Below are 19,009 nucleotides of genomic sequence, written 5' to 3' on the forward strand. Positions count from 1 at the left end.
CCGGTGAAAGGGATGACGGGTAAAACGAACTGCGTGAAGCGGCGTGCCTACAGCTTTTCGCGCCAGAGGCCAAGTTTTTCCTGCACCGGGCGATCGTTGAAGGCGAACACCACCGAGTCCGACGCGCCGCCCACGATGCGGTGCGACGCCCAGCCCGGCAGCGCGAACACATCGCGCGGCTTGAGCGTGAAGCGCTCTGCGGCCGTGCCGTCGGCGCCCATCATTTCGATCGTGATTTCGCCTTCGATCACCACCAGCACGCCGCTGTCGGTGGACTGGTAAGTCTTGCCTTGCCAGTTCGCCGGGATCAGCTGCATGGTGGTGCCCAGCGTCGGGATCGCCCAGTCGCCGCTGGTCGGGTTCACGTAGCGCAGGCACAGGCCGCGATGCGGGTCGATGTCTTCGAAGCGCACCATCTGGCCGAGCGCTTCGCGCGTGCGGTCGTAGGGGTAGTTGAAGACCGGCGACGTGTGCGTCTTGCGGCTGTTGCGGATCGGCAAGAGGCCGCTGCCATACCGCGCCAGGGCATCGCCTTCCGGCCGTGCAATGGTCTGCGATGCCGACTCGTTTTCTTCACGAAAGCCGGCTTTCAGGAAGGACACCAGCGGCACGTCCAGGCCGTCCATCCAGATGACCGGATCGGTGCCGTCATGGCCATGATCGTGGAAGGTCCACGATGGCGTGATGATGAAGTCGCCGGGGTGCATGGTGGTGCGTTCGCCATCCACCGCGGTGTAGCCGCCCGAACCTTCCAGCACGAAGCGCAGTGCCGATTGCGTGTGGCGATGGGCCGGGGCCACTTCGCCCGGCAGGATCAGCTGCAGGCCCGCATACAGCGTGTCGGTGATTTGCGACTTGCCGGCCCAGCCGGGATTTTCCAGCACCAGCACGCGCCGTTCGGCTTCTTCGGCGGTAATGAGTTCACCGGCTTCCAGCAGGGGCCGGCGCACCTCGTCGAAGTGCCACTGGAAGGGCACGGCTTTCGACTTGGGCTCCGCCGGCACCAGGCCCTTCAGCACCACCCACAAGGGAGCCAGATGCTGCTGGTCCAGTGTCTTGTAATACACGTTCATGTCATTCATGGGATCTCTCCGGTTCGGCTCGCGCGCTATACCTTGAACGAGCTGAGCACGTTTTTCGGGAACAATTCCTCGACCGACAGCCGGCGCGCGCAGATACCCTGCTCGTGGCCAAACTTGCAAAAGGCGTCGAGGGTAGCGACGTTGATCTGTCCGCCCGCATCCGGCCCGATGCCGTACGGGAAAAAGTCTTCGCCAAAAATGGACTTCATGCGGTTGGCGTACTCTGCCATCCACGCGAACGGTGCGTGCGACGCGGTCACGTCCGACAGCCGTTCCATCGACTGGTGCTTGGCCTGCGTAAAGGCCTTGACCAGGTTCATGGCAACCCAGGGGTGTTCCTGCAGCACGGGGCCGCGCACCACCAGGCCATGCATGATCGGGAATATTTTCGTGTCGCGGAAATACTGTTCTTCGGCCGCCTGGTAGTCGGGCATCAGGCGCACCACGCCCTTGCCCAGGGCGATGGGCGGGCGGGCCGACATGATCGCGTCCAGTTCGCCCGACAGCAGCATCTCGTTCAACGATTTGTCTTTGACGGGGTGGTACTGCATGCCGTCGGGCAGATGCAGCTTTACCTTTTCGGCGCGGCCGGCCTGGTTCACGCCGGACTGCACCCAGGTGATGCCCTTCAGGTCGATGCCCAGGTAATCGCTCAGGAATCCGCGGCCATACACCCCTGCCGTCTGCGCCCATTCGGGCACGCCGATCCGCTTGCCCGCCAGGTCTTCCGGACGCTGGATGGCGCTGCCTTCCTTCACGTAGAACATGGAGTGGCGAAAGGCGCGCGAAATGAAGATCGGCAGCGCCTGGATGCCCGGGTCGTCCTGCGAGCGCAGCGCGATGTACTTGCCCATCGACATCTCGGAAATGTCCCACTCGCGATGCAGCGTGAAGCGGTAGAAGATTTCTTCGATCGGCAGGTTCAGCGTGCGCAGCGCAACGCCTTCGACAGGGATCGACCCGTCGGTCACGTCGCGGGTATGGTCGTAGGGACCAAGCGCCAGGGTAAGCGGGAGGGGATTCATTAATCGGCCTTGATGTTTGCGGTCTTGATCACACGGCCCCACTTCTCGGATTCGGACCGGACGTAGCGCGCGAGTTCGTCGGGGGTGCTGGACATGGCTTCCTGTCCTTGCTTGTTCAGTTGTTCGCGGTAGTCCGGATCTTTCGCAAGCTTGACCATTTCCTGGTTGAGTCTTGCAACGATCGCGGGCGGCGTGCCGGCGGGCGCGAACAGGCCATACCAGGAACTGGCTTCGATGCCGGGGTAGCCCAGTTCGTTCAGGGTCGGTACATCCGGCGCCGCGGCAATGCGGTTCGGTGACGTGACGGCCAGGGCGCGCAGGCGGCCGGTCGGCACGAAGGGCAGGGTAGAGACCACGCCGCCGAACACCATCTGGGTTTCCCCGCTGATCACCGCGGCCGCGGCCGGCGCGCTGCCCTTGTAGGGCACGTGCTGGATGTCGGTACCCGTCTGCATCTTGAAGAGCTCGGCCACCAGGTGCAGGGGCGATCCGTTGCCGCCCGACGCATAGTTCAGTTCGCCGGGTTTGGCCTTGGCCAGGGCAATCAGTTCGGCCACGTTCTTGACCGGCAATTGCGGATTCACGACCAGGATCTGGTAGCCCTGCGCAACCATGCTGATGGGCGCAAAGTCCTTGTTCTGGTCATAGCCTGCCTTGCTCAGGCTGGGCGTCATCGCAAAGTTGGCCACGAAGCCCAGCGTGAGCGTGTAGCCGTCGGGCTTGGCGCGGGCGACCTGTTCCGTGCCCAGATTGCCCAGTGCGCCCGCGCGGTTTTCCACCACCACCGTCTGGCCCAGCGTGGTCGACAAGCGCTGCGCCACCAGGCGGCCCAACGTGTCGTTGCCGCCGCCGGGCGGGAAGGGCACGACCAGCCGGATCGGATGGTCGGGGTAGGCGTCAGCCTTGCGGTCCGCCGCGCGCGCCGCGGGCGCGTACGTGGCGGCGACCGCCAGCACGGCCGCCCCGGCCACCGCAGCCGCAACATACAAGGCCAGGCGCACACGCGCCGACGTGTCCGTTTGCGAACGCGCCGAAGTGGCGTGCGTGGGGGATGATGCGTCGTGCGTCGTCGGGGTTGGATTCATCGTGCGGCCGGCATTCAAACGTCCATCGGTCATGCTGTCTCCTCCGTCCTTCATTGAAGGGGTGCGTCGCGCAGGTCTGTTGCCTGCGTCATATCGCGGTGTGTTGCTCAGCCTGCGCTCATTCGGCCTGGATGTTGGCGCTCTTGGCCAGCTGCATGTAGCGCGCGGTGTCTTCCTTGATCAGCTTGGTCAGGTCCTGCGCCGATCCCTTCGTGACTTCCACGCCGGCGTTCGACAGGTTCTCTTGCACCTTCGGATCGGCCAGCACCTTGGTCACGTCGGCAGTGATCTTGGCGACCACGTCAGCCGGCAATTTGGCCGGGCCCATCAGCGCATACCAGATCGAAAAGTCGAAGGGCTTCAGGCCTTGTTCTTCAAACGTGGGTGTATCGGGCATCAGCGCGTACCGCTGCGCGGTCGACACGCCCACGGCCTTCAGGCGGCCGCTTTTGGCATAGGGCGCGACCAGGTTCGCGCTGACGATCGCCAGCGGCACCTGGCCACCCAGCACGTCCTGCAACGCGGGCGCGCAGCCCTTGTAGCCGGCGTGCGTGGCGGTAATGCCGGCCTTTTGCTTGACCAGTTCCATCACGAAATGCTGCGGGGTCCCGATGCCGCACGACCCGTAGCTGAGCGAGTCCGGCTTGGCCTTGGCGATCGCGATCAATTCCTTGACGTTGCTGATCTTGACCGACGGATGCGCCGCCAGCGCGATCGGCGTCACGCCCAGGATCATGATCGGGGTCAGGTCCTTTTCGGCGTCGTAGGGCAGCTTGCCCGTCAGGCCCAGGTTGCTGACCATGGTCGAATTCTGCAGCAGCAGGGTGTAGCCGTCGCCCGGGGCGCGAACCACGTCCTGGCTGCCGATGTTGCCGGATGCGCCTGCCTTGTTTTCCACGGCCACGCCCTGGCCCCAGATGGGCGCCAGGCCCGCGCCGATCTGGCGCGCCAGGATGTCCGATCCGCCGCCGGTGCCATAAGGCACCACCAGCCGCACGGTCTTGTTGGGATAGGCATCGGCGGCGTGCGCTGCTGCGCCTGCCAGCGCGCCGGCTGCCGCGACCGTCACCAGGGCGGTCGTGATCCAGGGCTTGCCGATCGAAAGGTTCATTGCCACGTCAGTCTCCTCGCATTACGCGGTAGGTCCGGGCATCGTTGTGCCCGTCCATCATTCTGTTGATATCGGCAACGATCTGCTGCCGCTGTCTCACTGGTCGAGATCGACGTTGCCCAGCCGCTTGATCCACAGATTCCACGAACGCGGCAATTGCCCTTCGTTCATTTCGGTGGCCAGGCGCGCTTCTTCGCCATTCAGGAAAGTGATCTCGCCCAGGCCCTGCGCTTCCAGCTGCAGGCGCGCGTTGATCTCGGTATAGATCGCGCGGAACACGGCCGCTTCGATCGATCCACCCACCACCGTGGATCCATGGCCGCGCATCAGCACGCAATTGCAATCGCCCATGGACTTGGCCAGCGCTTCGCCCAGGTGCTTGTCGCGGATCAGCATGTCGGTATCGCCACCGGCATCACGGATTTCAAAGTGGGCCGACCCCGCGCCCAGAAAGCTGGACATGTGGAACACCGGCTTCAGTGCGTGCTTGGTGATGGCGAACGGGATCACGCTCATCGAATGGCTGTGCACCACCGACATCACGTCCGGGCGCGCGCGATACAGCTCGGCGTGGATGAAGCGTTCCAGGTAAGGACGTTCTTTGGAATCCGACACCGTGTTGCCGTCGAAGTCATAGCAGACGATGTCCTGCCGGCGCACCATGGCCGGCGCGCGGTTGCACGACAGCAGGAACACGCCGGGTTCGGTCGGATGGCGCACGCTGACGTGGCCCAGGCCATCGACAATGCCGTGGTCATACAGAATGCGGTTGGCGTAGACGAGTTTGTCGACGAGGTCGGAATCGGGAAGCGGGATGGCCATCAGGCGGGTCCTGGAAAGGGAGGTCAAAAAAGGAAGGCGCGCGTCCGGCTGGCGGATGCGCGCAAGGCCGCTGCCGGATCGATCCGGGCAACGGCCTTGGAAACGTCTTACAGTTCGATGCCGCTATACAGCCAGTCGATTTCGAACGTGCTGCCCTTGGGGCGGCTTTCGACCAGGCTATTGCGCACGTCGCGCGCGCCACCCACCGCGTGGCAGATGCCGCAGAAAAAGCGTGACGTCAGCTGGATGCGACCCGTGCGCAAATATCGAGCATGCTCATAATCGAGCAGCGCCTGGTCCAGGCTGGGCACCGTGGTGATCTTGTTCGCCAGCACGGCCGCGTCTTCCAGCGCCATGCAGGCGCCCTGCGCCATGTATTGCAGGGTGGGGTGGGCAGCGTCGCCCAGCAGCGTGGCGCGGCCTTGCGACCAGCCCGCTTTCGGATCACGGTCGTACAGCACCCAGTTCCGGTCCTTGCGCACATAGCCCAGGTTCTTGCGGACGTTCTCGGTACACGGCGCAAAGATGCGTTCCATCTCGTCCGGCCCGATGGTGTCCGTGCGGCCCAGGCGCAGGTCGTCGTTTTCGACCACGGCCACGTTGTTCATGACCTTGCCGCCGCGCAGCCGGTACTGGACCATGTGCAGATTGGGGCCGACCCACAGCACCACGTCGTCGGCATGGGTGGTGTCCGTGATCTCTTCCATCGGCACCACGCCGCGGTACGCCACCTGGCCCGCCACGCGCGGCGCGCCATCGTCCAGCAGGGCGGCGCGCACCCGCGACTTCAGGCCGTCGGCGCCGATCAGCGCGGTGCCGTGATAGACGCTGCCGTCTTCACAGGTCACTTCCACGCCGTCCTTGTTCTGCGTAAAACCCTGCACCCCCTTGGACGTCTCGATGCTGACGCCCGGCATGTCGCGCACGGCGTCCAGCAGCATCTGGTGCAGATCGCTGCGATGAATCACGGAATAGGGGTAGCCGAACTTGGCCTGGAAATCCGAACCCAGCGCCATGCGCGTCAGTTCGCGGCCGTCGATCGCGTCGATCATGACCAGGTTGTTCGGGAAAAACGCGCGGTCCTTCAACTGATCGGCCACGCCCATGTGTTCCAGCATGCGGTAGGCGTTGGGACCCAGCTGCAGGCCATAGCCGATCTCGCCCAGCTCGGCGGCACGTTCCAGCACGCGCACCTTGCGCCCCTGACGGGCCAAGGCCAGCGCCGTTGCGATGCCCCCGATGCCACCGCCCGCGACGATGAACTCGCCGGACGTCGTGTCGGATCTTGTCTCCATGACAGCCTCTCTAGAATATTTTGGGCTATCTTAGTGAGCGCTACCCGAATTGTTCAATCCAATAGTTTCGATAGAAGGTATTTAAAAAATGAATCTGGATGGCATCGATTTCCAGCTCTTCAAGACCTTCGAAGCCGTCTTGCGGACCCGCAGCGTGACGGCAGCGGCCGAATCGCTGGGACTGAGCCAACCCACGATGAGCTACGGCCTGAACAAGTTGCGGGCGCTGCTGCACGACCCGCTTTTTGTTCGGATCGGCAACGAAATGCGGCCCACCCCCCGCGCGCAAGCTGTTGCCGTACCCATCCGTTTGATCCTGGAAACGCTGGAAAAGGAGGTTTTGGACACCAGAACCTTCGATCCGGCCACTTCCGACCGCGAAATCCGCTTTTGTATGGCGGATATCGGCGAGATGTATTTCCTGCCGCGCATCCTCCGGTTTGCCGATACCGTCGCGCCAAACATGACGTTTCGCGTGCTGTCGCTCACGCCCGACCGGCTCGAAGCCGCGCTTGCCAACGGCGACGTCGACCTGGCGATGGGCTATTTTCCCGACCTGAGCAAAGACAATTTCTTCCAGCAGCAGTTGGGCACCAGCAGTTTCGTCTGCATCGCACGGGCGGGTAATCCCCACGTCGGCAAACGGCTGACCGCCAAGCGCTACTTCGACGCGCCCCACATCGCCGCCCACACCGCGCTGCGCAGCATGGAGGTGTTCGACCGGTCGCTATTGGCGTCCGGCGCCGAGCAGCCCCGCGTCAAACTGCGCGTGCCGCACTTCATCGCACTGCTCGGCATCGTCGCCCAATCCGACCTGATAGCGACCGTGCCCTTGGAGGCCGCCCACGCCGTCACGCACGCCAGCAACATCCGCGTCCACCGACTGCCCTTCCCATCGCCCGTTTTCGCACTGCGGCAACACTGGCACCGCCGGTATCATCACGACCCGGTGAACAAGTGGCTGAGGGAGTCGATGCAGGGGCTGTTCCATGATCTGCTGTCGGAACGCGGTCTACCGAGTTATTGATCCCCCCAGGGCGCTCCGCGCCCCCCCCCTGGCAGAGCTGACAGTGGTGACGGCGGTAGGTAGCAGATAGGTTGACGGGTTGCTCGCGCATCCGGTCACGGGTGCATTTCCCGCTTCCTACTGGTCCACCGCCCATGACGCGCTTTGACAAGCTGTCCCGCCTTTCCACCACCAAGAACGTTTTGCGTGAGGGCCGCGACGCACTCGCGGTCGGCGAATCTTGGGGACCTGATTCCGCGTCCCGCCGCCGCCTGCTGTCCGCGGGGGCCTCGCTGGCTGTCTCGCCCTTGTTGCTCGCTGGCTGCGGGGCAGGGGAGGTCGATGATGTGATGCCGGCGCTGCCACCGGCGGATGGCGCGCCGCCGGCTACGACGGTGACGCCCGCGCCGGAGTCAACACCGGGCACGGCCCCGGTGACGCCGCCAGTGACCCCTCCAGGCGCCACTCCACCCGATACGTCCCCCGACACGCGCGGCCCCGCGCCACGCTACAGCGCGGCCGCCGGCGGCATCGGCGAATTCCTGACCGCCAAAGGCTGGGACCGGCTGCTCGGCATGGCGGCGGGGGACGCCCTGATCCGCCAGATGCAAGGCCAGCTCAAGCGCCATGCCGACGAATTCGCCAAGATCACCCCCACGCCCGTGGCTTACCTGGCCGGCTCCAGAACCGACCATCAACCCATCGGCGTGCCCGCCATGAGCGCCGCGCAGATCGCCGCCGCCCACCTGGCCGAGCAGAACCTGTCCAGCATCCGCGCCGCCGCCTTCGACTGGCGCTGCCATCGGCGCGCCGAAACGCTGCTGGTCCTGCGCAACATGCTGCTCGCCTGGGCGCGAGTGCACGAGCCCTACGGCAATCCCCTGATCGACGAAACCCTGCTGAACCCCGCCGTCGCCTACTTCCACATCCGCGAAGCCCTGTCGGACGCCGACCGCGCCATCATCGAGCCCTGGCTGCGCAAAGTGGTGGATCGCAACCGTATCTGGTTCGAACGCATCACGGCCGACCGCAAGGCCGGACGCAACAACTGGATGTCGCATGGCCTGTGCAACATCGCCGTCAGCGCCCTCGCCATCGACTCGCGCACCGACCTGGACTGGGTCGCCAGCGCCGCCCGTGTCTTCCTGGGCGAACACATCGAACCCGGCGGCGAAACCGTCGACTTCCGCGGCCGGGACGCCCTGGGCTACCACTGCTACAGCCTCCGCGGCCTGGTATTGCTGGCCCAAGCCATGAACGTGCACGGCGTGTCGCTGTACGACTACCGAGCGTCCACCGCCGGCAACGGCAGCATGGCCACCGCCATGGCCTTCCTGATCCCGTACATCGAAAAGACCCGCGTGCACCTGGAATACGTCAACAGCCAGTACCCCCCGGACAAGACCAGCCTGCACATCAACCAGCTCGGCAAACCCTGGCAATTCGACCCCGGCCTGCCCTTCCCCTACGCCGACGCCTACGACCCCCGCTGGGGCACCTACGCCCGAGCCCAAGCCCGCGCCGACACCCCCACCGAAACCTACCTGCACCGCTTCCCCGGCTACAACCCCAGCTGGCTGTTCGGCGAAGTCACTCGAAGCCTGTCGGCCAGCTATCCCGAAGGTGTTCCGTACGCATGATGCGCGACATGCGGGGGTCGATCAGTCGCATTGGCGGCATGCATCATGTCGCGAACTGCGCGCGAGATGTCGGTATGCGCAGTTCCGTCAATGCAGGCTTGGCTGCTAGGTCTCCAGTGCTTAATTCGGTACAATTTGTTCAACACGGCCCGCTCCTCTGCGTCGAAAGACGTACGGGCGGGTTTTCTATTTTGTAGAGTGCATGTCTCTCTACACCAAGCCCTTTCTAACGCTTGAGCAGCAACTTTCAGTCTTGAAAGCGCGAGGACTGTCAGTGTCTGACGATGTGGCTGCCCTCGCATGCCTGTCGCGTTTCGCTTATTACCGACTCAGTGCGTATTGGTACCCGCTGCGCGAAACGACGGTGGTCGCGCACGTTGCGTCGGGTCGCATGGTCGTGCAGCGCCTGGACCATTTCAAAGCAGATACCAATCTTCAGCAGGTCATTCACCTTTAATGGTTCGCGTCTGCCAATTTGGGTGTCTGTCGAGTTGTGGGACTTTGGCATGCTGTCGACATTCTTCAAAGGCATGAAGGTAGTGGACCAATCCGCCATCGCGGCCAGATATGGCATCCCTGACTGGCAACTCCTGCAGAGTTGGCTGCGCTCGCTGAACTTCGTGCGCAACGTTGCGGCTCACCATAGTCGGCTTTGGAACAAGAACCTGATCGATCAGCCCAAGCTGCCGAAAGCCGGCGCCATGCCGGATTTTGATGCCGTCATTGGTGTTCCAGACGTGACAACCCGATTATTTGTCGTGCTTTGCATCACGCTGCATTTGCTGCGCGCGGTATGTCCCAATTCGTCATGGCCGAAGCGATTGCGGCAAGAATTGATGGCATTCCCGACAATTCAGGGCTTGTCCGTGGCGGACATGGGCTTTCCCGCCGGCTGGGAAACCCAACCGCTATAGAAGCCTTGATCGCAACGCCAGGCGCTGCGCGTGCTGGCGCCAAGAAACCCTATATCCAGGACACCGCGGATCTGGCTCCGCCAGTCCGCCAGTGCCGCCCCCGGGGGAGGCGCAGAGCGCCTGGGGGGACCTCTACTTCCGGTCCGCTGGTGCCGCCCCTGGGGGAGGCGCGAAGCGCCTAGGGGGGGACAACTACTTCCAGTCGTCGCGGTACACAAACTTTGGCATGTGCCAATCAAACCGGATCGCCAGCAACCGCACCACCAGCCCCGTCACCATCGCCGCCAGCACCGCCACCTGCTGCGGCATGCCGGCGTACAGCGTGCCGATGAACACCAGCCCCACCAGCACCGACACGCTGGCATACAGCTCATGCCGGAACAGCAGAGGGATCTCGTTGCACAGCACGTCCCGCATCACGCCGCCGAAGCAGCCGGTGATCATGCCGCTCACCAGCACGATGATCGGCGACAGCTGCATCTCCAGCGCGACCTGGCAGCCGATCACCGTGAACACCACCAGCCCCAGCGCGTCCAGCAGCAGGAACAGCGCGCGCAGGCGCCGCATCACCGGCGCGATAAACGCGGTCAGCAGGGCCGCGGCGGCGGTGATCAGCAGGTATTCGGGGTGTTTGACCCAGGTCAGGGGATAGTGGCCGAGCAGCACGTCGCGCAGCGATCCGCCACCCAGCGCGGTCACGCAGGCGATCACGCACACGCCGACCCAGTCCATGCTGCGGCGCCCGGCCGACAGGGCGGCCGTCATGGCTTCCGCCGTGATCGCGATCACGTACAGCGTGACGAAAAGCATCGCCTTACTCCGTGCGGTCGAGGCGGGTAATGTCCGCGCGGCGCCACCACAGCAGCGCCAGTCCGGGCAGGCCGATGCCGACCGTCAGCATGAAGAAGGTAGGCCAGCCATAGGTTTCGACCAGGGGCGGCGCCAGCGGTCCGGCCAGGTAGGTGCGGCCGACGGCCGACAGGGCCGACAATAACGCGAACTGGGTGGCAGAGAAACGCCGGTCGCACAGGCCCATCAGCAAGGCCACGAAGGCGGCAGTGCCCAGGCCGCCGCACAGGTTTTCGACACCCACGGCGGACGCCATCAGCACGATGTTCTTGTCGCTGACGGCGATCAGCCAGAAGCCCAGGTTGGAAATGGCCTGCAGGATGCCGAACAGCATCAGCGACCGGAACAGGCCAATCCGCGCCAGCAGCGCGCCGCCGCTCAGCGCGCCAATAATGGTGGCGCCCAGGCCAAGCAGCTTGTTGATGGTGCCGACTTCTGTCGCGCTGTAGCCGGCCGCGCGGATCAGGAACGTGGTGGACAGGCTGCCGGCAAAGGCATCGCCCAACTTGTACAGCACGATCAGCACCAGCACGGTCAACGCGCCTTTGCGGCTGAAGAATTCCTTGAGCGGGCCGGTCACGGCTTCGCCCAGCGTGCGGGGCGCGCGGGCCGGGTGGTCGGGTTCGGGGGCGAGCAGGGTGGCCAGGACCGACAGGCCCATCAGCCCGCCCATGACCACGTAGGTCGGCCCCCAACCCAGCCAGGAGTCAGCGATCACTAGCGCCAGACCGCCCGATACCAGCATGGCCAGCCGGTAGCCGAGCACCGATATGGCGGCGCCCGCGCCCCGTTCTTCAGTCCGCAGGACATCGGTACGGTAGGCGTCAAAGGCAATGTCTTGCGACGACGAGCAGAACGCAACGAATACCGCGATCAATGCGAGCGGCAGCAGCGATTCGCGCGGCGACAGCGCGCCCATCGCCATGATGGCGATCGCAAGCAGGATCTGGGTCAGGACCATCCAGCCACGGCGCCGGCCCAGCAGCGGCGGCGTGTAGCGGTCCATGAGGGGCGCCCACAGGAACTTGAGCGTGTAGGCGGAGCCGACCAGCGTCAGGAAGCCGATGGCCTGCAGCGAGACGCCATCGACCGTGGCCCAGGCCTGCAGGGTGCCGGTAGTGAGCGCCAGCGGCAGCCCGCTGGCGAAACCGAGGGCCAGCAGCGGCGCGACCCGTCGGTTGGTGTAAAGCGACGACGCAGCCACCGCCGGGGTATCCGGCGAGGACGGCGGGTTCAAAATATCTTACCGCTGCGCCCGTAGTCGAGCACGATCCAGTTCTGCGCGGCCACCATGTCGTCGGCCTTGCCGGATGCAAACGCATCGTTCAGGCGATTCATGTAGGACAGCAGCTGCTGCTTCGCGGTCTCGGCGAATGCCGGATCGATACCCTGGTCTTCGTACAGGATCACGTAGGACCGCGCGAAACCGTAGATCAGGAAGTAGGCGCCCGCATGTTCCGAGTCGCTGGAGATCAGCGCCAGCGTGCCTTCCTTGACCTTCAGGAAACTGTCGGTACCCGGGACCTGGGCGGCGAAACGTTGGATCAATTCAGAGAAGTTCATAAACCAAGAGGCAACGGGTAAGGGAATCGGAAAAACGGATCAGGCGGTGGCAATCAGGGGTGGCGATCAATTCAGGCGGCCAATGCCGCCATGCGCCTTGGACCAGTCGGACGTGTGCGACAGGAACAGTTCAACCTTGTCGATATCGCCGGGTGTCAGGAAATTATCGGCCTTGGCCAGCCCGATGATGTCCTGCCAGGTGGCCAGCGCGTGGATCTGGATATCCAGTTCGTCCATCGTGCGGCGGCTTTCGGCAAACGTATCGTAATAGAAGATGCTGAGCAGATGGCGCACCTGCAGGCCGGCGCCGCGCAGCGCCAGGCAGAAATTGCGTTTGCTCTGGCCGTCGGTGGTCAGGTCATCGACCAGCAGGGCACGGTTGCCGGCCACCACTTCGCCTTCGATCTGCGCGTTGCGGCCAAAGCCCAGCGGCTTCTTGCGCACGATCTGCAGCGGCAGCGACAGGCGGTCGGCCAGCCAGGCGGCATAGGGCACGCCGGCCGTTTCGGCGCCGGTAATGACGTCGATCTCTTTCAGGCCGATGCGGTTCTTGACGACCGACAGGGCCGCCTCATTCAAGGTCGTGCGCGCCGCGACCGACGAAATCAGCTTGCGGACGTCCACATAGACGGGGCTGGCCCAGCCGGAGCGCAATATGAAAGGCTTGCCGCCGGTGACGTGGACGGCGCCGGACTCCAGCAACAACCTGGCGACGACGGGCCCGATAGTGGTTTCTTCCATGACTTCTTCGTGTGGCGTGAGATTAGACAACTTTTAGCATGCTACCCAAAAGATCCGCGGCTTTCTGTCCCTTATAGGATCGATGCCACAGATCTTCCACCATTTTCGTATACAGCTCGACCGCCTGTGGCGCGGCAGTCACCTGCGCGATGCCGGTGGTGATGTTGGGCAGCTCGCCAAACCGGAAGGGGCTGACCGCCACGAACGATGCGCCCGGCCGTTCGAACACCTGGAAGGTGGCGTTGGGCATGCTGCCGTCGACGATGCCGATCTGCATGTCCATGGGGTGTTCCTGCAATAGCGCGATGATGCGTTCGACCTCGCGCCGCGCGGCCAGCGACCGTTCCATGCGCACCGACGGCGGCAGGTCGATCCGGCCCACCAGGCCGAAGTGGACGAACCGTTCGATTTCACGCAGCCCGATCAGGCTGATGATGGGCGGGCGGCGGCGTGAAAACGCGCGTTTGCGATCGTTCAGCAGTTTCATGACCGCGGCGATGCGTGGATCGTCCTGGTCGGGATTGGCTTCGCGCAGCATCTGTTCCAGATGCGCGGCGTAATCGTCCGACGTCAGCAGGAAGGAAATCGGTTCGAAGTGCGCCATGATCCGCGTCGCGTCGGTTTCCAGCTGGCGCATGCGTTCGATATAGGCGACCGGCGACGTGTAGTACTCGGCGCCCACGCCCAGCAAGGACGCCAGCGACGTATTCAGGATGACGCCCAGCCGTTCCAGCGTTTCGATCTTGACGATATGACCTTTCTCCATCCGGTAGACGGCCGCGCGCGACACGCCCAGCTGGTCGGCCACGGTTTCGGCGCGCAACGACGCGCCCAGGCGATAGGCACGCAGGCGTTCGCCAATGGCCTGGAAGTCGACGGATTGATGGGGAATGACGGCAGTATCCATACACCTAGTCTAAAAAATTAGAAGCACTTGCGCCACGGCGATTTGCGGCGCGAACCAAGGCAGGGCATAAATCCGGGCGGCGCACCGGTCAAGTGCTTGTTTACTAGGGTTTTGCCTGGGTTTGGTGCAAAGGTCTTGCGGCTTTCGCCACATATCGCCGGGTCTTATCAGCTTAGATAAAAAACGCTTGAGAAGTAAGAAAAAGTGTCTTAGTCTAAAAAAAAAGACGCGCCCGCCAGGGTTCCGGCGTTCCCATCTTCTAATTCGATCCTGACATTCGTTTCCCTCGGAGAGTGGACATGAGCAACAACACAGCCAGCATGGCCGGCAAGCCGGGTACCCCCGCCGCCGCGCCCGATCTGGTGGAGACCGACAGCTATGCGCGCAAGGCCGTCATTGCGTCGACCGTGGGTTACGCGCTGGACGGCTTCGACCTGCTGATCCTGGGCTTCATCCTGGCGGCGATTTCGGCCGACCTGGGTTTTTCCGGCACGCAAGCCGGATCGCTGGTTACCTGGACGCTGGTGGGCGCGGTGTTCGGCGGTGTCGTGTTCGGCTGGCTCAGCGACAAGTACGGTCGCGTGCGCGTGCTGAACTGGACCATCTTGCTGTTCGCGATCTTTACCGGCCTGTGTTCGCTGGCCACCGGCTACTGGGACCTGCTGATCTATCGCACCATCGCCGGTATCGGCCTGGGTGGCGAATTCGGCATCGGCATGGCGCTGGCCGCCGAAGCCTGCCGTCCGGAACAGCGTGCGCGCATGTCGTCGTATGTGGGCCTGGGCTGGCAGGCAGGCGTGCTCGCCGCGGCGCTGCTGACCCCGCTGCTGCTGCCGGTGATCGGCTGGCGCGGCATGTTCGCGGTGGGCGTGCTGCCTGCCGTGGCGGCCTTCGTGATTCGCCACTTCATTGGCGAACCCAAGATCTTCATTGAAAACCAGAAGATCGCCAAGAAAGAGAACTCGTTCAAGATGCTGGTGGCGGACGCCGCCACGACCAAGATGAGTATCGGCGTGGTGATCCTGACGTCGGTGCAGAACTTCGGCTACTACGGCGTGATGATCTGGATGCCGTCGTACCTGAGCAAGCAGTTCGGCTATTCGCTGACCAAGTCGGCCATGTGGACCTCGGTCACGATCCTGGGCATGGCCTTCGGGATCTGGCTGTTCGGCCAGCTGGCGGACCGCGTCGGCCGCCGCCCCATCTTCCTGTTCTACCAGGTGGGCGCGATCGTGACGGTGCTGGCGTACTCGGCGCTTGAATCACAGTACGCGCTGCTGATCGGCGGCGCCATCATGGGCATGTTCGTGAACGGCATGATCGGCGGCTACGGCGCCCTGATCTCCGAGCTGTATCCCACGGCTGCCCGCGCCACGGCCCAGAACGTGCTGTTCAACATCGGCCGCGCGGTCGGCGGCTTTGGTCCGCTTGCCGTGGGTGCGGTGGCCTCCAAGTATTCGTTCAGCGCCGCGATTGCGCTGCTCGCATCGATCTACGTGCTCGACATCTTTGCCACCCTGTTCCTGATCCCGGAACGCAAGGGCGCCGCGCTGGACTGATCCGTCCGCGCACCTTCGATGCAAGGGGAGGGGGCCCGCGCGCAAGCGCCGGCCCTCGCCCCGTTTTCAGGACATCCTCATGCAGACTTCCTCCATGCAGGGCGACATCCCGGTCGGCCACACCGCCCCCGGCCACCCGGTGCCTGACGCGTCGTCGTGTCCGGGCAGCGCGTCGGGCTGTGGCGGCGGCGTCTCCGCGCCCGACACGGCCGGCCGCGTCATCAGCAACGACTGGATCAACCGCGACTATAAGCACCTGGTGCTGCAGGCCGATGGCCGCGCCGCGCAGGCGGTGGCCGGCCAGTTCTTCCATCTGCTGTGCCCGGTCACGGCCGACGATTCGCCGTTCTTTCGCCGCCCCATGAGCACCTACCGCGCGGACCCTGCAACGGGCCACGTGGAATTTCTGTACAAGGTGACGGGCGCCGGGACGCGCGGCCTGGCGACCCTGCAGCCGAATGACACGCTGCCGATGCTGGGCCCGTTGGGCGTGGGCTTTTCGCTGCCGCCCGGTGCGCGCAACATCGTGGTGCTGGGACGCGGCGTGGGGCTGGCCACCCTGGCGCCGCTGTCCGATCTGGCGGCTGCGGCAGGCGTGGGCGTGACCGCGATCCTGAGCGCGCGCGACGCCGAAAACCTGATGTCGCAGACGCGTTTCAGCGGCACCGGCGCCACCGTGATCGAAGTGACGGATGAAGCCCTGACCAGCTCGGTCGACAAGGTGGAAGCCTTGCTGCGCGAACTGCACAAGGCCGGCAAGGCCGATGCCTTCTATACCTGCGGGTCGCAGCGCCTGACCGCGTTGATGCAGCGGCTGGGGAACGAGCTGGGCGTGCCCGGCGAAGTCGCCATGGAACAGCAGATGGCCTGTGGCATCGGCATGTGCTATTGCTGCGTGCGCGCCTTCCGTGAAGGCGATCACCTGGTCAGCAAACGGGTCTGCTGGGATGGCCCCGTGTTTCCGCTTGCGGAGGTGACGTGATGAATGCAAGAGACGGCGTGACGGTGCGCACTGGCCTGTCTGACGACACGGTGGTCGACCTGTCGATTGACGTAGGCGGCTTGCGCCTGCAGAACCCGATCATGCCGGCGTCGGGCACGTTTGCCGACGGCCTGGCCAACACCATCGACCTGAACCGGCTTGGCGCCTTCGTCACCAAGACGATCACGGCCGAAAAGCGCAGCGGCAACCCGGTGCCGCGCGTGGCCGAAGTGCAGGGCGGCATGCTGAACGCCATCGGCATCCCCAGCAAAGGATCCGAGTACTTCATTCGCGAATCCGTGCCCTTTTACCGTGGCTTTACGCCGCCCCTGGTCGTCAGCATTTCGGCCCCCACCAGCGACGGCTTTGCCGAACTGGCGGCGGCCCTGTCCGACGTGCCCGGTGTGGCGGCCATCGAAGCCAATATTTCGTGCCCGAATATCGAAGAAGACGGCAAGGCGTTTGCCATGCACGCGCGGTCCACGGCCCAGGTCGTGAAGAACCTGCGCGCGGCCACCCGCCTGCCGCTGTGGGTCAAGCTCACGCCCAACACCGGTGAAATCGCCGCGGTGGCCAAGGCCGCCGAAGACGAAGGCGCCGAAGCCCTGGTGGTCGCCAACACCATCCTGGGCATGGCGATCGACATCCGCACCCGCCGGCCGAAGCTGGGCAACGTCATGGGCGGCATGTCGGGTCCGGCCGTCAAACCTATCGTGGTGCGCATGGTCTACCAGTGCCACCGCGCGGTCTCGATCCCGATCATTGGTTGCGGCGGCATTTCGACGGCGGATGACGCCGTGGAATTCATGTTGGCCGGCGCCACGGCCGTGCAGGTCGGCACCGCCACCTTCATTCGCCCCACCGCCATGATCGACGTGATCGACGGCCTGGGCGCGTTCTGCCGGCAGCAAGGCATGACCGATCTGCGCGGCCTGATCGGCGCGGTTGAAGACACCGGCTTCGTGCCATTCGAAGCGATGGCCTGACGGCCCGCAGAAGGAAGTTCATGACAGACACCGCCTTGCAGAACACCGTGCGAACCGCCGCGGAATCGGCGTCGCCATCCGCGGCATTATCCGCGGTATCGTCCGCGGCATCGTCCTTTACCGCGGAAGACCACGTGCTGGCCGCCACGCTGTTCGACCGCGTGCGCGACCTGAGCTTCGATGGCGTGGGCGTGTCGCGCGAAAGTTATGGCGCGTCGGAAACGGCCACGCTGGACTACCTGACGGAATGGGCCATCCAGCAAGGCCTGGAAGTCGTGACCGACGCCGCCGCCAACCGCCTCTTCACCTTGCCCGGCAGCGGCGATGCGGCCCACGTCGTGGTCGGCTCGCATGTCGACTCGGTGCCCCAGGGCGGCAACTTCGACGGCCTGGCGGGCGTCATCTCCGGCCTGCTCTGCCTGAAACGCCTGAAGGACGAAGGCCGGCAACCTGCCCACCCCCTGATGGTCGCCGGCATGCGCGGCGAAGAAAGCGCCTGGTTCGGCAAGGCCTACATGGGATCAAGCGCCATCCTGGGCAAACTGACCGCCGACGACCTGGCGCTCGTCAACAAACGCAACGGCAAAAGCATGGGCGAAGCCATGGCCGCGGCGGGGGTCGACATTGACGTGGTGGCCGCCGGCACACCCATGCCCTGGGTATCGAAGGTGCACGCGTATCTGGAACTGCACATCGAACAAGGCCCCATCATGGTTGCCCGCAAATGGCCCACCGCCATCGTCTCGGGCATCCGCGGGAACCTGCGCCACAACAGCGTCGCGTGCATCGGCGAACCCGGCCATTCCGGCGCCGTGCCACGCTGGCTGCGCAAGGATGCAGTGTTTGCCGTGGCCGACCTGCTGATGCGCCTGGACGAACACTGGCGCGTGCTGCTCGAACGCGGCAACGACCTGGTGGTGACGTCCGGCATCATGGGCACCGACCCCGCCGAACACGCCGTCTCGCGCATCCCCGGCCAGGTCAACTTCAGCTTTGAAGTCCGCAGCGAAAGCACCGACACCCTGGAAGCCTTCTACAAGGTCATGCGCGACGAATGCGACGCGGTGGCCCGCCAGCGCGGCGTGCGCTTCGAATTCGACCGCCGCATCGCGTCGGCCCCTGCGGTGATGGACACCGGCATCGTCAAGACGCTGCTGGATACCGCGGACGCCCTGTCGTTGCCGGTCGAAAAAGTCGCCAGCGGCGCAGGCCACGACGCCGCCCTGTTCGCCAACGCCGGTATCCCGTCCGGCATGATCTTCATCCGCAACGAACACGGGTCGCACAACCCGCAAGAAGCCATGGACATGGATGACTTCATGGCTGGGACAAACCTGCTGTATCACGCGTTGCTGCGGATGTAACGGCCTCCGGTAAGGAGGCTCGATTGGAAGGCCTGGCAAGGTCGCAACAGGGCCTCACCACGGGGCTTCAAGCAGCAT

At 64.5% G+C, this 19,009-nt stretch carries 19 protein-coding genes; 8 read left to right on the plus strand and 11 right to left on the minus strand.

Features of this window, described 5'->3' with window-relative positions; genetic code table 11:
- Positions 1 to 47: 47 nt before the first annotated feature.
- From gtdA to HD883_RS19735, 6 genes are all read right to left on the minus strand, one after another.
- Complete coding sequence (gtdA, locus tag HD883_RS19710) at positions 48 to 1,082, minus strand: gentisate 1,2-dioxygenase (RefSeq protein ID WP_218863078.1); 1,035 nt, start codon at positions 1,080 to 1,082, stop codon at positions 48 to 50.
- A 26-nt stretch (positions 1,083 to 1,108) separates the two neighbouring features.
- A complete protein-coding gene (locus tag HD883_RS19715; protein ID WP_179582321.1) occupies positions 1,109 to 2,107 on the minus strand; it encodes a 4,5-dihydroxyphthalate decarboxylase in 999 nt (332 codons plus the stop codon).
- Positions 2,107 to 3,225, minus strand: coding sequence for a Bug family tripartite tricarboxylate transporter substrate binding protein (locus HD883_RS19720; protein ID WP_257022331.1), 1,119 nt, complete (start codon positions 3,223 to 3,225; stop codon positions 2,107 to 2,109). Before HD883_RS19720 ends, HD883_RS19715 begins: the two co-directional genes overlap by 1 nt.
- An 85-nt stretch (positions 3,226 to 3,310) precedes the next feature.
- Positions 3,311 to 4,303, minus strand: a complete 993-nt coding sequence (locus tag HD883_RS19725) for a tripartite tricarboxylate transporter substrate binding protein (protein WP_257022566.1) — start codon at positions 4,301 to 4,303, stop codon at positions 3,311 to 3,313.
- Between the two features lie 96 nt (positions 4,304 to 4,399).
- Positions 4,400 to 5,125, minus strand: coding sequence for a class II aldolase/adducin family protein (locus tag HD883_RS19730; RefSeq protein WP_179582317.1), 726 nt, complete (start codon positions 5,123 to 5,125; stop codon positions 4,400 to 4,402).
- Between the two features lie 107 nt (positions 5,126 to 5,232).
- Complete coding sequence (locus HD883_RS19735) at positions 5,233 to 6,420, minus strand: FAD-dependent monooxygenase (RefSeq protein WP_179582315.1); 1,188 nt, start codon at positions 6,418 to 6,420, stop codon at positions 5,233 to 5,235.
- Positions 6,421 to 6,508: 88 nt separating this feature from the next.
- Here HD883_RS19735 and HD883_RS19740 point away from each other — a divergent pair, with 88 nt between their 5' ends.
- From HD883_RS19740 to HD883_RS19750, 4 genes are all read left to right on the plus strand, one after another.
- On the plus strand, positions 6,509 to 7,447 hold the full coding sequence (locus HD883_RS19740) for a LysR family transcriptional regulator (protein WP_179582313.1): 939 nt from the start codon (positions 6,509 to 6,511) through the stop codon (positions 7,445 to 7,447).
- Between the two features lie 134 nt (positions 7,448 to 7,581).
- Entirely contained in the window at positions 7,582 to 9,066 is a 1,485-nt protein-coding gene (locus tag HD883_RS19745; protein WP_179582311.1) for an alginate lyase family protein, read from the plus strand.
- Positions 9,067 to 9,268: 202 nt separating this feature from the next.
- A complete protein-coding gene (locus HD883_RS27775) occupies positions 9,269 to 9,523 on the plus strand; it encodes an abortive phage infection protein (RefSeq protein WP_257022332.1) in 255 nt (84 codons plus the stop codon).
- 22 nt (positions 9,524 to 9,545) lie between these two features.
- Positions 9,546 to 9,980 carry an Abi family protein gene (locus tag HD883_RS19750; protein WP_373563405.1) on the plus strand — a complete coding sequence of 145 codons (435 nt, stop codon included), beginning with the start codon at positions 9,546 to 9,548 and terminating at the stop codon, positions 9,978 to 9,980.
- Between the two features lie 192 nt (positions 9,981 to 10,172).
- Here HD883_RS19750 and HD883_RS19755 read toward each other — a convergent pair whose 3' ends face one another.
- The 5 genes from HD883_RS19755 to HD883_RS19775 all read right to left on the minus strand — a co-directional run bounded on the left by HD883_RS19755 (position 10,173) and on the right by HD883_RS19775 (position 14,040).
- Positions 10,173 to 10,745, minus strand: a complete 573-nt coding sequence (locus HD883_RS19755) for a trimeric intracellular cation channel family protein (protein ID WP_444964353.1) — start codon at positions 10,743 to 10,745, stop codon at positions 10,173 to 10,175.
- A gap of 49 nt (positions 10,746 to 10,794) precedes the next feature.
- On the minus strand, positions 10,795 to 12,066 hold the full coding sequence (locus HD883_RS19760) for a muropeptide transporter (RefSeq protein ID WP_218863076.1): 1,272 nt from the start codon (positions 12,064 to 12,066) through the stop codon (positions 10,795 to 10,797).
- Positions 12,063 to 12,377: a hypothetical protein gene (locus tag HD883_RS19765; RefSeq protein ID WP_179582305.1), complete on the minus strand. Its 315-nt coding sequence runs from the start codon at positions 12,375 to 12,377 to the stop codon at positions 12,063 to 12,065. Before HD883_RS19765 ends, HD883_RS19760 begins: the two co-directional genes overlap by 4 nt.
- Before the next feature lie 81 nt (positions 12,378 to 12,458).
- Positions 12,459 to 13,133 carry an orotate phosphoribosyltransferase gene (locus tag HD883_RS19770; protein WP_179582303.1) on the minus strand — a complete coding sequence of 225 codons (675 nt, stop codon included), beginning with the start codon at positions 13,131 to 13,133 and terminating at the stop codon, positions 12,459 to 12,461.
- A 22-nt stretch (positions 13,134 to 13,155) separates the two neighbouring features.
- Positions 13,156 to 14,040 (minus strand): helix-turn-helix domain-containing protein, encoded by an 885-nt coding sequence (locus tag HD883_RS19775; RefSeq protein WP_179582301.1) that lies wholly within the window; start codon positions 14,038 to 14,040, stop codon positions 13,156 to 13,158.
- Between the two features lie 320 nt (positions 14,041 to 14,360).
- Between HD883_RS19775 and HD883_RS19780 the strand changes: the two genes are divergently transcribed.
- From HD883_RS19780 to HD883_RS19795, 4 genes are all read left to right on the plus strand, one after another.
- Positions 14,361 to 15,599, plus strand: coding sequence for an MFS transporter (locus tag HD883_RS19780; RefSeq protein ID WP_179588437.1), 1,239 nt, complete (start codon positions 14,361 to 14,363; stop codon positions 15,597 to 15,599).
- Positions 15,600 to 15,678: 79 nt separating this feature from the next.
- Positions 15,679 to 16,581, plus strand: a complete 903-nt coding sequence (locus HD883_RS19785; RefSeq protein WP_218863074.1) for a dihydroorotate dehydrogenase electron transfer subunit — start codon at positions 15,679 to 15,681, stop codon at positions 16,579 to 16,581.
- Positions 16,581 to 17,567: a dihydroorotate dehydrogenase gene (locus HD883_RS19790; protein ID WP_218863072.1), complete on the plus strand. Its 987-nt coding sequence runs from the start codon at positions 16,581 to 16,583 to the stop codon at positions 17,565 to 17,567. Before HD883_RS19785 ends, HD883_RS19790 begins: the two co-directional genes overlap by 1 nt.
- A gap of 20 nt (positions 17,568 to 17,587) precedes the next feature.
- Entirely contained in the window at positions 17,588 to 18,931 is a 1,344-nt protein-coding gene (locus HD883_RS19795) for a hydantoinase/carbamoylase family amidase (protein ID WP_179582299.1), read from the plus strand.
- Positions 18,932 to 19,009: the final 78 nt, after the last annotated feature.

It is taken from the genome of Pigmentiphaga litoralis (assembly GCF_013408655.1).
GTDB classification, from domain to species: domain Bacteria; phylum Pseudomonadota; class Gammaproteobacteria; order Burkholderiales; family Burkholderiaceae_B; genus Pigmentiphaga; species Pigmentiphaga litoralis_A.